Below are 12,834 nucleotides of genomic sequence, written 5' to 3' on the forward strand. Positions count from 1 at the left end.
GATGGGGAGGGCGAGCGGGATCTAGTAGTCCCCGGCTGCCGGAAGCTGGTCGAGGAAGTTTCGCGCATCACGCCGGATGGCCTCGACCCTGTCGGGGTCCATCCGGTCGAGTGTCTGGACCGCCTGCCGGAACCGCGGATTGCTGGCCAGGCGCTCACGATGGCGCGCCACGAAGTCCCAGTACAGGTAGTTGAACGGGCAAGCTTCCGCACCCTGCCGCTGCTTCACGTCGTAGCGGCAATGCTCGCAGTAGTTGGACATGCGATGGATATAGTTGCCCGACGCCGCGTAGGGCTTGGTCGCGAGCAAGCCGCCGTCGGCGTAAAGGATCACGCCAACAACGTTGGGCATCTCCACCCACTCGTATGCATCGTGGTAGACGACCAAGTACCATTCCTGCACCGTCTTCGGGTCGATCCCCGCGAGGAGGCAGAAGTTGCCCAGCACCATCAGCCGCTGGATGTGGTGGGCGTAGGCGTTGTCGCGCGTGTCTCCAACCGACTGCCGCAGACAGTTGAGATCGGTCTCGCCGGTCCAGAAGAAATCCGGCAGCGGACGCGTCGCGCCGAGCTCATTGCGTTCGCCATAGCCTGGCATCTCGCGCCAGTAGATGCCGCGGATGAACTCTCGCCAGCCAATCAGCTGGCGCACGAAGCCCTCGGCGGCATTCAACGGCGCCTCGCCGTCATGGTAGGCCGCCACCGCCGCCTCACAACACTCGGTGGCTGTTAGCAGCCCGCAGTTGATCAGCGCGGAGAGGTGTGAGTGGAACAGCAGCGGCTCGCCCTGTCGCATGGCATCCTGGTAGGCCCCGAAGCCCGGCAGTGCCTCGCGGACGAACCAGCCGAGGTAAGCGAGGGCATCCTGCCGGGTCACCGGGTAGTCAAAGCCGTCAAGCCGGCCGAAGTGGTTGCCGAAGCGCTGGGACACCAGAGCCAGAACCTCCTGCGTCACCAGATCCGGTACGAAGGCAGGGCGCTCGGGCGGGGTCACGCTGCCGGGCAAGCGGGCACGGTTCTCAGCGTCGAGGTTCCATTGGCCACCCTCGGGCTCACCATCCGCGGCCATCAGGTAGCCGGTGCGTCGGCGCATGGAGCGGTAGAAGTTCTCCATCAGCAGCGGCTGTCCCGTTCGGCCGAAGCGTGCGAAGTCGCGATGCGAGGACAAGAAGCGATCATCGTCCCGGATTTCCACCGGAATGCCCAGCATCTCCTCCCAGCCTGCCATCATCTCGGCGACGCGCCACTCGCCGGCTTCGGTGACCACCAGGCCGTCGATACCATGGCGTTGCAAGGCGCGCCGAAGCTCCCCGGTGAAGGAGCCCGTGTTGCCTGGGTCATCGAGCGCCACGTAGTCCACCGTGATGCCCTCCACCCGCAAAGCATCGGCGAAGTGGCGCATGGCAGAGAACAGGAAGGCAATCTTACGCTGGTGGTGGCGGACGTAGGTCGCTTCGTCGCAGACTTCAGCCATCAGCACCACATCGCACGGAGCCAGGTCGCGCAGGCTCGACACGTCGCGCGTGAGCTGGTCGCCGAGGACGAAGCGTAAGCGCGTCACCTAGGAGAAGCTCCCTTCTCTCCATGTCACACCGACGGACCTCCCGGTCGTGAGGAGCGTTGTCGGGCATGTGTGCTCGACCGGAGATGCCGCAAGTGGACGGTGATCCGCTGGCGCCTGACAGCGGTAGCGGTGACCAGCTCAGATCTTACCCAGCAACCACGAAGGCGCGGAAGCTCTTCCTTCCCGTCGCTTCTCGCAGCACCCCCTCGGCCACCAGCCGGTTGAGCAGCAGCAGTGCGCCCTGGTGGGTGAGGGCGAGCTTGGCCGCCAGCAGCGGTGCGGTGATCACCGGCCGCCGCAGCGCCAGCTCCACCACCCGCCCGAGGGACGACGACTTGCGCCCACTCGCCGCCAGCACCGCCGCGCGCTGCGCCACCTCGTTCAGCCGGTCGAGCTCGTCGAGCCCGCGCAGTGCCGCCTCGCGCACCCGCCCGAGGAAGGCCAGCGGCCAGCCGGCGGGATCGTCGAGGGGACCGCGCAGCACCGGCCCCAGCCGCCGCGGCCCGGCCCAGAACACCAGCGGCACGTGCCGCAGCCGCCCGCGCCGGCGCAGCAGCACGGCAGCCAGGAACACCCCCTGCCCCAGCTGCGGCACGGCGCTGTCGCCCTGCCCCGCCTCGCGCATCCACACCGCCACCCCCTCCGCCGCGGCGAGCAGCGGCGCCGCTTCGCGCCCTGCAGCGAGCCAGTCACGCCGCCAACGGTTGAACTCCGGCAGTGCGGCGGCCGGCGAGTGCGCCGCGGACGGCCAGGCGCTGTCGCCCAGGCTCCGCAGCGCCCGACTCAGGGCACTCGGGCTGTCGAGCGGGTCGGTGCTCCGCAGGGTCGCCAGCCGCTGCAGCAGCCGCGCCAGGGTGAGCGCCTGCTCCACCCTGGGCTCGTCCTCGAACTGCTCGGGCAGGTCATGGAGGGCCTGGGCGGTCTCGGTCAGCACGTGGGGCAGCCGGCCGGCGAAGGCAGCGGCGCTGTAGGAGCCAGTCAGGCGCTCGGCGCGTAGCGCCAGGTCGCGCGGGTGAAGGGTGACGCTGACCGCGGCCAGCCAGCCGGCGGCCTCGGCGAAGCTCAGCCGGGCGACCAGACCCTCGCGCACTGCCTCGGGCGCGGCGCCGGCCGCGGCGTCGAGGCGCGACAGTGCGTCCTCGGCCGCGGCCAGCGGCGCCAGTAGCCGCGCGGCGTTTTCGACCGCCGGGCGCGCGGCGGGCCGGGCAGACGGCCAGCCGGTCTCCTCCGCTTCGTCCTCGAACCCCTCGTCGTCGAACTCGTCGCGCACGCGGCGCCTCTCTGCTTCGCAGGGCCCCAGACCAGTGCCGAAGCACCTGGGCCGCCTTGCTTCTCACCACGCTAAGGCAGAGTTGTAACGCTAGCTCTGAAAGCTTACGGCATTTTCAGTTGCTCTGCATATCTTGGTTCACAAAAGCTCGAGCTTGAGCTCTTGTCCGCCCAGCGTATCTCCGAAAAACATTCCGTCCGCTAAGTGCCCTTCAGGATGAAACGGCGTGTTCGGGGCGAATGCGAGCCGCTAGCCTTGACGCCGATGAACCCGTGCGCGCCCTGCCCCGCCCGCCGACGGGTCGCTGACCCTGCACACCACGCTGCTCGGCGACCTCGTGGTGCCCGGCGGCGCAACCCGCGCGGCCGAGCTCGAAGTCCTCTCCGCCCGCGCCGCCGGGCCGCCGCGGCCATCCTGCCGGTGCTGCGCCGGCTGCTCGATACCCGCCCACCCGCTACCACGCCGCTGGGTGCGCGCGACCGGGCGCTGCTGGTGCTCGGCACCGGGGCGGTGCTGCGGCGCTCCGAGCTGGTAGGGCTGCTCTGGGGTGACGTCACGGTGGTGCCGGGCAAGGGCCTGCGCCTGCTGCTCCGCCGCTCCCAGACCGACCAGCGCGGCGCTGGCCAGGAGGTGGCGGTCTGGGCCAAGCCGGCCGAGCCGGCGCTCTGCCCGCTGGCGGTCTATCTTGCCTAGCGCAAGATCCGCGACCGAGGCGCCGACATCACCGGCGGCGCCTCGGACGGCGGGCGGCCGCTCTTCGTGGGGATGAGCAAGGCGGGCCGGCTGTCTACCGTCGCCCTGTCCGACAAGGCGGTGTGGTGGCTGGTGCGGCAGGCGGCCAAGGATGCCGGGCTGCCGGAGGGAGAGTGTACTCCGGCCACTCGCTGCGTGCCGGGCTCGCCACCGCCTCCGGCGAGGTCGGCGCCGACCACGCCCAGGTCATGCGCCAGACCCGCTACCGGTTGGCTGAGGTGGCACTCGGCTACCTCCGCCCTGCCGACCTGTGGAAGAACAATGTCACGGAGAAGGCGTTCGCGGCCGACAAGGAAGCGGGCTGAGCCGGAAAACGGGTCGCATCTTCAAAAAGGACGACTTCGGTTTGACTGCCGTAAAAAGGTGAAGCTTCCCCGGGGAGCGACCGGTCAAACGATTGCAGCAATCTCGGGGCTTCTCGAACAATCCTGAGTCCTTGCCGGACCGCTCATCATGCCGTCGCGTTCATGAGATGGTTCGATACGGTCGAGATAAACGCACGAAGACGTTGAAGGCGCCGTAGGTCACGGTGGTATCCCACCCAAACGTCTCGCGCAGGCGGCGGCGTCGACAGTTCTAGTCTGCGTAGACCTGCGGTCTGATTGCCCACGACGCGGGGCAGGGCACAATGCCGACGTCCCGCCTGCACATACGCCCCTGAACGTTGCGATCGTTCGATCGCAAAACCGCTCGTCCGTTGAGGAAACTTTCGATGAGCCCAGGGATGTCAGAGAAATGGCCATGCCGTTCGGTGGCCGCATGATCACCTTGCCACTCGACGTGACCGATGCGCCGGCAGCCAAGGCAGCGGTCGCAAGGCGGCCGAGACCTTCGGCGGGTTTGACGTGCTCGTGAACAATGCAGTCTACGAACTATTCGGCGCAATCGAGGAAGGTACGCCCGAAGAATATCGACCCATGTTCGAGGTGAACGTCTTCGGTCTGATCGAAACCACCAGAGCCGCCCTGCCCGTCCTGCGACGCTCCGCCGGAACGATCGTCAACATGTCGTCCGGCGCCGGCGTCGCGGGCGGCGGCGGCGCAGGCTATTACAACGCCGCCAAGTTTGCCGTGGGAGGGATCTCCGAAGCGCTCGCCGGCGAGCTGGAGCCGTTCGGCATCCGCGTGCTGATCGTCAAGCCCGGGCCTTTTCGCACCGATTTTCTCGGTCGTTCGATCACGATGGCCGTCAACGAGATGCCGGAGTACACCGCGGACTCGCGCAAGCACTACCGCGGAACCCACAACGGCAATCAGGCGGGCGATCCAGACAAGGCGATCGCGGTAATCCTGCGGGCGATCGACGCCGATGAGGCGCCACTTCATCTGCCGCTCGGCGACCGCGCACGCGATCGCCGAGCGAAAGCTGTTTGCCTTCCGCGGCAATATTGACGCCTAGCGCGACGTCTCGATCGCCAGCGATTTTGATCAACCCTGAGCCTTGGCCGAGAGCTCTGCTTGAACGTCAACATCTGACTGGAAGGCGACCATGATCGCTACTTCGAAGGGGTTTACTCAGCAACTGGTGCCGGTGAACGGCATCAAGATCAACACTGTCACGGACGGCTCAGGCCCCCGGGCCTTCTGCTTCACAGCTGGCCGGAAGCTGGTGGGAATGGCACAATGTGATGCCGTTGCTGATCGAGCGTTTCAGCGTGGTGTCCATCGATCTGCGCGGTACGGGCTTTTCCGACTGCCCGCTCGACGGTTACGATAAGGTGACGACGGCGCGCGACGCGCACGAGGTCATGGTTACCTTTGGGCATGAACGCTACGCCGTGTGCGGCCATGATATCGGTGGAATGGTCGCCTTGCCGCAGGCCGACATCTATCGTGAGGCCGTCACCCACTTAGCCGTCCTCGACATTCCGCTTCCCGGCTGGACCGAATGGGAGGCGACGAACGCCAGGCTCTGGCACTTCAGCTTCCATATGAACTGGGATCTGCCCGAGCGCCTGATTCATGGCCGTGAATACGACTATGTGTCAACTTTCATGGCATAGCGCTTCTACGATCACGGAACCTTCAATCCGGCAAACATCGAGATCTACGCGAAAGCGATGGCGCTTCCCGGCCGCACGCGTGGTGGCCTGGAATGGTATCGCACCCTCGCTGCCGATCATGCGACTGCGCTCGAGTACAAGAAGCAGCCGCCCGACATGCCGCTGCTTGGCCTGGGTGGGGGCCAGCGCTTCGGCACGCAGATGGTGCCGATGCTCAAGGAATTCGCCACCAATGTGACGGGCGGCTCGATCGTGTGGTGCAGCCACTATGTCGCAGAGGAGCAGCCGGATGAAGTCGCGGCCGCTCTGATCGAATTCCTCAAGGCCAGTTGAAACTCTGCGCACGCACCATCGTGGGCTGGGTGGATCAACTAAACAAGAATGGAGATTGTCATGACCGTACCCGTCATTCGCGGCGTCAATCATATCGGAATAACGGTGTCCGATATCGAAGCAGCAGAATTGTTCCTGGTGGAAGCTTCAGGCGGCCAAGTGATCTACCAATCCTTCGGACCGCAGGAGCCGCCGCGCCAGGGGTCCGAACTCGAGCGGGCCGTTGGCGCTTTACCCGGAACAGTCGTGCGTGCGCAGGCGATGGTCAAGATTGGAACCGGACCCGATATCAAGCTCTTCGAAATGCACGGCCCCAAGTAAGCTCGGCCGATCCGGGCAAGCGACTTTGGCATCACGCACTTCGCTCTCTACACCGACGACATCGACGGATCGGTTGAGCGCTTCGAAAAGGCTGGAGGCACCCCCTTCACCGAGCCGCGCGCTATCCCTTATGCAACCGAGAAAGGTCCTGGAAACAGGGTCTGCTATTGCCGCATGCCATGGGGCACGACGATAGAGTTCATCACCACGCCTGATCGTACGGCCTACCATGACCAGACGGATCTGCGCGGGTAGCAGGACGAAGACTGAACTGGGCGCGGGAACGGATCCGCAGCAGTTAAATCACGGCGATGCTGACGCTGTCGGAGTTTCGAAGAGTGAACAGCCGCGACGGTTGTCTTGACGGATCGACCATGCCGGACGTCAGTCCACCGGGTGAGCTTGACCTTCGTCCGCTCGTGTCTCATGCGCGCGATGCGCCGCGAGCGGCGAAGTTCCTACGACCTCATGGTCAGCACGGCGTCGCCTCCAAGCGCCTCGGTGGGCGAAGCGACGGTGGTGACGCTCTCAACTTCACCCGCTGGCCGAAGGCGGCTCGTCCGCTTCCGAGGCTAGATGCTGAGAAGCGGACAGTCGGAGAGCTATCTTTCTTTGCAAATGCCGACCGAGGGGTGCCTCCCAAACCATCCGCCCACAGGACAAACGATTGTAGATGGCGCCTGATGATCCCGACATGTGCGCTGGATCGACGATGCCTGAGCTTTTAACGCATTCGGAGGACGATGATGTCACTGCTGGCGGGGTTGGTTCGCTCTCGCAGGGTACGGACTTGGTCCTCCGTCACGGCCGCGGCGCGGTTACCCCAGGTGCTGCGAACGAAGGTCAGGACCTCGGCAACGTCGCGGTCCGACATCTGGTTCCGCAGTGAAGGCATATGGTAAGCGTCGGCGATGCCGCCAGCCACAACCCGCCCTGCGCCGTTCAGGGTAATGTTGATGGCTGACACCGCATCCTCCGCCAGCAGGGAGCTTGCGCCTGCCAGGGAAGGGATCCACTCGCCCCGCCCGCGGCCGTCGGCGCCATGGCAGGTGCCGCAGCGCGCCATGTAGATGCGGGCACTTGGCGTGGTGGCGGTGGTGGAGGGGTTGGCGACCAGCCGCGTGGCCGCCGTTTCGTATTGCCACGGCGCACCGTCCCGATCATTCCCCGGCAGGGATTTCAGGTAGCGCGCGATGCTGCGCAGATCGTCGTCCGTCATGAACTGGGTGGAGTTGTTGAATGCCTCCATCATGGAGCCGAAGACCACGCCATGGCGGCCCCGGCCCGTGCGCAGGTAGGCGAAGATGTCCTCCTCGCTCCAGCGGCCGAGGCCCGTGTTGTGGTCGTTGCGCAGGCTGGGCGCGTACCAGCCGTCGAGGATCGCGCCGGACAGATAGCGCTCGCTGCTGGCGTCCAGCGCCGTTTCCTGCATGGCGACACCGCGCGGCGTGTGGCAACTACCGCAGTGACCCGGTCCCTCCACGAGGTAGGCACCGCGGTTCCAGAACTCATCCCGCTCCGCCGCCGGACGGAAGGTGTTATCGGGCGCGAAGGCCAGATTCCAAAAGGCCAGCGGCCAGCGCATGTTGAGCGGCCAGGGGATGCTGCTTGCCTGGTTCTCCCGCGGCACCGGCGCCACGTGGTTGGTGAAGTAGTCGTAGAGTGCCTTGACGTCCTCGTCGCTCATCTTGGCGTAGGAAGGATAGGGCATCGCCGGGTAGAGGCGCCGCCCGTCGGCACCGACGCCGCGGCGCACCGCGTTGTCGAACTGCGCCAGGGTGTAGCTGCCGATGCCGGTTTCGCGGTCCGGCGTGATGTTGGTGGTGAAGATCGTGCCCAGCGGCGTGCCCATGGCCAGGCCGCCCGTGAACGGCGCGCCGCGCTCGGTGCTGTGGCAGGCGACACAGTCGCCCAGCCGCGCGACGTACTCGCCGCGCGCCAGCGGGATCGGCGCGCCGGCGGGCGCGGCCTGGTCGAAGGGAGAGGAAGGGACGCAGGTGGCGAACCACCACGTGCCTGCGGCGGCGACCACCAGGATCGCCAGGAGTGCGGAAAGTTGTCTCAATGCTTGTCAGCCCGTGTGCGGGGAGCTTGCGCTCCGCCCGTGAGGTTGGCGGCTGAGCGCGATGGATGTCTTGTCGCCCTGTCTCGGCCCGTGTCTCAGGCCGTGCCCGGCAGGGCGGCCCTGGAGCGCGGCAGGCTGCGCACCCGCTGCCCGGTGAGTTCCGCGACGGCATTCACTACCGCCGGTGCTGCTCCCGGCACCTCCGCCTCGCTGATGCCGTCCATGCGCCTGAGAACAGGAACGATAGATCATGACCTTTTCCGAGACTGCGTCCGTGCGTCCACTTGCCTTGGCGACCGGAGCTTCGATCGGCATCCGCTACGAGCTTACCCGCCTGTCCGCCGCCGGCGGACATGACGTCATCATCACCGCGACCGGTGAGAACCGCGATCTCGAGCGCGCCGCCAACGCGGTTCGTGCGACCGACGTCGACCCCATGCCGCTCGACGGATGTGGCGCTGGGCTACCTCCGCCCCACCGATCTGTGGGGTAATAACGTCACGGAGAGGGTTGTTCGCCGCGGCGGATAAGAAGGAGCAGAGATGAGCGGGCAGGATCCTGCTTTATCAAAAATCGGGAACTTCTGCTGCCTGCGGCTCGACCGAACTACCGCCACACGGCCATCCGAAAATAACGATGACTGAAGAAGTGTGCGATGAATTCGGAAGCACGAATCTAGGCTGTCGCCATGTGGTCCTGGTACTTCGCTCTTTGAGACGAGACGACAGTGATGACGGCCGCGTTCGCACCAGAACGGGCGTGTTCAGCGTCTAGGCAGTTGACGCTTCGTTGCATCGTTCCAGGCGAGATCGCGGTTGGCAAGCTGAAGATGGTTCAAGATGTTCGCTGCTTGGCACACCGCATGACTTCCTATCGCTAACCTTCCAGTCGGCGTTGATCCTCGCCAGAGCCATCTTCCTGACAACAAGCTAGCTCCGATGATCTACCAAACCTATTTTTGTGGATGGATCGCCAATTAGATCGCGCAAGGAGGAGGCACAAAGCATTCGAGAACCTGTTCTTGCTGCGCTGACCGAACGTGCTTCCAACAGGTTTCACATTGTCACTCGACCTGACGAAAGAACGACTATGAGCCTTCAGATCTACCCTATTGAACTCGGGAAGCTGGAGATGGACGCCAGCGGCCTCGTGCTCTTTCGCCGGCCTGGCCAAATGGTCACAATTCCATTCCTAGGCTTCCTGATCCTGGGCGGCGAGGCGCCGATCTTGGTGGACACGGGCCCACGCGACGCCGCCTTGTTCGAAGCATTCGGCATGAAGGCCTCGCAGCCACGTGAAATGACGATCGACTACCACCTGGCTCGACATGGGCTACGCAATAATGATCTCCGCTATGTCCTGCAGACCCACGCCCATCTCGATCACGTCGGCGGCCTCGACCAGTTCCCGATGAGCACCACCGTTGGCATCGCACGACGGGAGTTGGAGTTCGCCGCCTCGGGCATCATGGGTCCCGGCATGTACACCGCAGCGGACACCAAGCACCTGATCGACCGCCTGCACACCCGCGATGCCCTGCGCCTCTTCGATGTCGACGGCACCTTCGAGGAGGAGGTAATCCCGGGTGTCGCCGTGCGGCACACGGGCGGTCACACGGACGGCTCGATCTCCGTGCTAGTCGAAACGGCGGAGGGTATCGCCAACATCTGCGGCGACATCGTCTACAACGTGACGGACCAGCTAATCACGCCGCATCTCGACATCAATTTCAACGAGCCCACGATCACGGCCAATCGCTCAACGACGCAGCTGTCCGAGAAGACCGCGATCAAGCGGGCCCTGACCACCAGCCGCTTCCTGCTGCCTGGCCATGACCTGCCCGTTCTGGTTAGCGGCGGGCGGGTGGTGGGGCGGCTGGAGAACGCCTTTTCCAACCCTGCCGCCAAGGTGACCGAGGCGGCCGGCTACACGCCCCTCGCCGCCGCAGTAGCCCAGGGTGCCTGAACCGGCAGGAGGGCGGTCGCGGGCCGTCCCGCTGGCCGCCCCGCCGCACTCCCGCGACCATTCCTCCCTCCCCTGCCTTCATGCCGCCCCGGAGAGGCCGATGCCTAGTGACCGCCCGAGCACAAAGAACTTCCTGCTAGCCGCGGGCGTGGTGGCGCACACGCTGTGGACGAGTGTCGCCCCCACGATCGTGTATCCGCTCTATGCCCGGCAATGGGACCTGACCCCGACCGTGACGGCGGGCGTCTTTGCCGTGTACCCCCTGGTGGTTGTGGCGACGCTGATCCTGTTCGGCGGCCTGTCGGACACGCTCGGCAGTCGCCGCATGATGCTGTACGGCGTGGCCGCCTCGGCCATGGGCGTGCTGGTCTTCGGGCTCGCGTCCGACGTCGCCATGCTGTTCCTGGGCCGTGTCCTAATGGGCATCGGTGTCGGCCTGTCCGCAGGGCCGTCGGCGGCGGCTCTGGTGGAGGCTGCCGGTCCGGGCGGGGTCCGCAAGGCGAGCGCCGCCACGCTAATCGCCCAAGCCTTCGGCTTCGCCGCCGCCCTGCTTATCGGCGGGGCCCTGGCGCAGTATGCCCCCTATCCTACGCGCCTGAGCTTCCTGGTGCTCTTTCTCCTGCTGGTCGCGCTGCTGCTCGGCACCTGGTCGCTGCCGCGGCAGAACACCGGCCGCCCGGTGGCGTGGCGCCCCAGACTGCCCAAGATCCCGCGCGAGCTGCGGCGTCCCTTCTGGCTCGCGGCTTTCACAGTCATGACCGCCTACGGGAACGGGGCCCTGATCGGCTCACTCGGCGCGCAGATCGCGCATGAGCTGGTGCAGTCGGACAACCTCCTGGTCAACGGAACCACGCTGGCCCTATTTCCGGTCGCGCTCGGCATGGCAGGTCTGGGCGCACGGGGCCTGTGTGCCCCAGCGGTGATCCTCTGGGGGGCGGGCGCGTCGGTGGCGGGCATGGGCTGCATGGCCGCAGCCGTCAGCCGGCACGAACTTGGCTTCCTCGCCGTCGCGACCATGGGCTCGGGCGTCGGCTACGCGCTGATGGTTTACGGCGGCTTGGCCCTCCTCGGCGCAGCCGTGCCCGAGGCGGTCCGCGGCGCCACCACCTCCGCGGCGTTCCTGCTATCTTACCTATTCACCGGTGTCCTCACATTCGGCCTTGGGCGGCTCGCGACGGTGCTGGGAACGGGCACGGCGGTGATAACGGGCGTCCTGATCCTTGCCGCGCTCTGTGCGCTGGTGGTGCTGTTCACGGCGCGCCCGGGCGGCGGAGTGCGGCGCGCCGCAGCCGCCGTGACGCCGACGGGCACCGCGGCCGGACAGCGGACCCGGGCCTTCTAATGCCCCCACACACCTGGCGCGCGTTGGCCCACACCGCCGACAGCGCCACCCCACACCCGTTCAAGAGCGCAATGCGGCCTCGTGGCGATACTGCACACACCACCCGCGCGTAGAGAGGAGCCGTGCCATGCCTCCCCAGAGCTCGTCCCAGCCGGCCTCACCCGGCGCCGGATCGTCCGACGCCGGATCGTCCGACGCCGCGACACCAGCAACCCCGCACCAGGACGCTGCTGCCGCGAAACTCGCAGCCTACCCCGGTTTCAATCCGGGCCCAGGTCATGGCCCCGGCACGGCTGATCAGACCGGTGCATTGTGGCGGCAGGCTGCCTTCAACCAGGGGGCGGCCGGTGCGCTCCACGACTTCAACAACCTCCTCCAGGTCGTCCTCGGCGCCTTCCGCAGCATCGACGGACAGCTCGGAACCGCGCCCACTCACAAAATTCGCGACCTGTCCTCTCAGGGCCTCTGCGCCGCACAGCGGGCCGCGTCCCTGTCACGCGGCCTGCTGACCCGGGAACCGGTGCGCTCCGGCACGGGCGCCAAGCTCGAGCTTGCCGGCTTCCTGCGCAGCATCGTTCCCAAGGTGGCGATGATCGCGGGCGGCACGGTGGACGTCCGGCTCGAACACCGCGGAGGGCCGGTTCTCGTGTCATGCTCCGCCGACGAGATGGAGGACGCGCTGCTCAACCTCGCGGTGAATGCGCGCGATGCCATGGCGGCCGCCGGCACGCTGACGATCCGCGCGGAACTCGTGTCCGTGCGGAGCGCCTTCCCCGCGCCGTGCGAGCACCACGTTCGCATCTCGGTTTCGGATACCGGCTCCGGCATGTCGGAGGCGGTGAAGGCGCGCGCCTTCGAGCGGCATTTCACCACCAAGGGTCAGGGGGGTTCAGGCATCGGCTTAGCCGCCGTGAAGGAGTTCGTCGAACGCAACGGCGGCGATGTGTGGATCAGCAGCAGCCCGGGCCAGGGCACCATCGTGGCGCTCGCCCTGCCCTGCGAGCAGCACATCGATCCGGTTCCGACGTGCGGAGCCGCACCGGCGAAGTGGCGTGCCCTCCCCGCGCCGTGAGCCCCGCGACCGAGTCGAGACAGCCGGGAGGGGCAATGTCATGCCGCTACGGCCCTGCCGGGCCCGGTTGGCCGTGCTGCGGCAGCCCTTAATCCTGTTCAGCTGCCGGAGATCTTCCTACCGGGAACAGGCGCCCAAACCTGCCTAT

Annotated in this window: 13 protein-coding genes and 1 pseudogene; 10 read left to right on the top strand and 4 right to left on the bottom strand. The window is 66.4% G+C overall.

Going from position 1 to position 12,834, the window contains the following annotated elements; all coding sequences use genetic code 11:
• Nucleotides 1-21: 21 nt before the first annotated feature.
• Complete coding sequence (locus tag ACFFGY_RS02455; RefSeq protein ID WP_377042785.1) at nt 22-1,560, bottom strand: cryptochrome/photolyase family protein; 1,539 nt, start codon at nt 1,558-1,560, stop codon at nt 22-24.
• Between the two features lie 148 nt (nt 1,561-1,708).
• Complete coding sequence (locus ACFFGY_RS02460; protein ID WP_377042786.1) at nt 1,709-2,833, bottom strand: helix-turn-helix domain-containing protein; 1,125 nt, start codon at nt 2,831-2,833, stop codon at nt 1,709-1,711.
• A gap of 420 nt (nt 2,834-3,253) precedes the next feature.
• Between ACFFGY_RS02460 and ACFFGY_RS02465 the strand changes: the two genes are divergently transcribed.
• The 6 genes and pseudogenes from ACFFGY_RS02465 (at nt 3,254) to ACFFGY_RS02490 (ending at nt 6,242) form a co-directional block, all read left to right on the top strand.
• The gene (locus tag ACFFGY_RS02465) at nt 3,254-3,526 is read left to right on the top strand and encodes a site-specific integrase (protein ID WP_377042787.1); all 273 of its coding nucleotides are present in this window, start codon (nt 3,254-3,256) and stop codon (nt 3,524-3,526) included.
• 173 nt (nt 3,527-3,699) lie between these two features.
• Nucleotides 3,700-3,891 carry a site-specific integrase gene (locus ACFFGY_RS02470; protein WP_377042788.1) on the top strand — a complete coding sequence of 64 codons (192 nt, stop codon included), beginning with the start codon at nt 3,700-3,702 and terminating at the stop codon, nt 3,889-3,891.
• A 522-nt stretch (nt 3,892-4,413) separates the two neighbouring features.
• Nucleotides 4,414-4,977: pseudogene (locus ACFFGY_RS02475) on the top strand (SDR family NAD(P)-dependent oxidoreductase); the annotation flags it as partial.
• A gap of 203 nt (nt 4,978-5,180) precedes the next feature.
• Entirely contained in the window at nt 5,181-5,588 is a 408-nt protein-coding gene (locus tag ACFFGY_RS02480; RefSeq protein ID WP_456316145.1) for an alpha/beta fold hydrolase, read from the top strand.
• Nucleotides 5,589-5,645: 57 nt separating this feature from the next.
• The gene (locus tag ACFFGY_RS02485) at nt 5,646-5,921 is read left to right on the top strand and encodes an alpha/beta fold hydrolase (RefSeq protein WP_377042790.1); all 276 of its coding nucleotides are present in this window, start codon (nt 5,646-5,648) and stop codon (nt 5,919-5,921) included.
• A gap of 60 nt (nt 5,922-5,981) precedes the next feature.
• The gene (locus tag ACFFGY_RS02490; protein WP_377042791.1) at nt 5,982-6,242 is read left to right on the top strand and encodes a VOC family protein; all 261 of its coding nucleotides are present in this window, start codon (nt 5,982-5,984) and stop codon (nt 6,240-6,242) included.
• A gap of 724 nt (nt 6,243-6,966) precedes the next feature.
• Here the strand turns inward: ACFFGY_RS02490 and ACFFGY_RS02495 are convergent.
• Both ACFFGY_RS02495 and ACFFGY_RS02500 read right to left on the bottom strand, forming a co-directional pair.
• Nucleotides 6,967-8,307 carry a c-type cytochrome gene (locus ACFFGY_RS02495; RefSeq protein WP_377042793.1) on the bottom strand — a complete coding sequence of 447 codons (1,341 nt, stop codon included), beginning with the start codon at nt 8,305-8,307 and terminating at the stop codon, nt 6,967-6,969.
• A gap of 95 nt (nt 8,308-8,402) precedes the next feature.
• Entirely contained in the window at nt 8,403-8,531 is a 129-nt protein-coding gene (locus ACFFGY_RS02500) for a hypothetical protein (RefSeq protein ID WP_377042794.1), read from the bottom strand.
• Between the two features lie 26 nt (nt 8,532-8,557).
• On the opposite strand from ACFFGY_RS02500, the gene ACFFGY_RS02505 reads away from it, so the two are divergent.
• From ACFFGY_RS02505 to ACFFGY_RS02520, 4 genes are all read left to right on the top strand, one after another.
• Entirely contained in the window at nt 8,558-8,800 is a 243-nt protein-coding gene (locus tag ACFFGY_RS02505; protein WP_377042795.1) for a hypothetical protein, read from the top strand.
• Between the two features lie 596 nt (nt 8,801-9,396).
• Nucleotides 9,397-10,272: an N-acyl homoserine lactonase family protein gene (locus tag ACFFGY_RS02510; protein ID WP_377042796.1), complete on the top strand. Its 876-nt coding sequence runs from the start codon at nt 9,397-9,399 to the stop codon at nt 10,270-10,272.
• A 100-nt stretch (nt 10,273-10,372) separates the two neighbouring features.
• On the top strand, nt 10,373-11,614 hold the full coding sequence (locus ACFFGY_RS02515) for an MFS transporter (protein ID WP_377042798.1): 1,242 nt from the start codon (nt 10,373-10,375) through the stop codon (nt 11,612-11,614).
• 127 nt (nt 11,615-11,741) lie between these two features.
• Nucleotides 11,742-12,686, top strand: a complete 945-nt coding sequence (locus ACFFGY_RS02520; protein ID WP_377042799.1) for a sensor histidine kinase — start codon at nt 11,742-11,744, stop codon at nt 12,684-12,686.
• Nucleotides 12,687-12,834: the final 148 nt, after the last annotated feature.

Origin of the sequence: Roseomonas elaeocarpi, assembly GCF_042433915.1 — a bacterium.
Lineage (GTDB): Bacteria > Pseudomonadota > Alphaproteobacteria > Acetobacterales > Acetobacteraceae > Roseomonas > Roseomonas elaeocarpi.

What these genes read in the sequence shown, in the direction of transcription:
- ACFFGY_RS02485 (WP_377042790.1), top strand. Translation starts at nt 5,646, where the DNA reads ATGGCGCTTCCCGGCCGCACGCGTGGTGGCCTGGAATGGTATCGCACC.
- ACFFGY_RS02490 (WP_377042791.1), top strand. Translation starts at nt 5,982, where the DNA reads ATGACCGTACCCGTCATTCGCGGCGTCAATCATATCGGAATAACGGTG.
- ACFFGY_RS02500 (WP_377042794.1), bottom strand. Translation starts at nt 8,531, where the DNA reads ATGGACGGCATCAGCGAGGCGGAGGTGCCGGGAGCAGCACCGGCGGTA.
- ACFFGY_RS02505 (WP_377042795.1), top strand. Translation starts at nt 8,558, where the DNA reads ATGACCTTTTCCGAGACTGCGTCCGTGCGTCCACTTGCCTTGGCGACC.
- ACFFGY_RS02510 (WP_377042796.1), top strand. Translation starts at nt 9,397, where the DNA reads ATGAGCCTTCAGATCTACCCTATTGAACTCGGGAAGCTGGAGATGGAC.
- ACFFGY_RS02515 (WP_377042798.1), top strand. Translation starts at nt 10,373, where the DNA reads ATGCCTAGTGACCGCCCGAGCACAAAGAACTTCCTGCTAGCCGCGGGC.
- ACFFGY_RS02520 (WP_377042799.1), top strand. Translation starts at nt 11,742, where the DNA reads ATGCCTCCCCAGAGCTCGTCCCAGCCGGCCTCACCCGGCGCCGGATCG.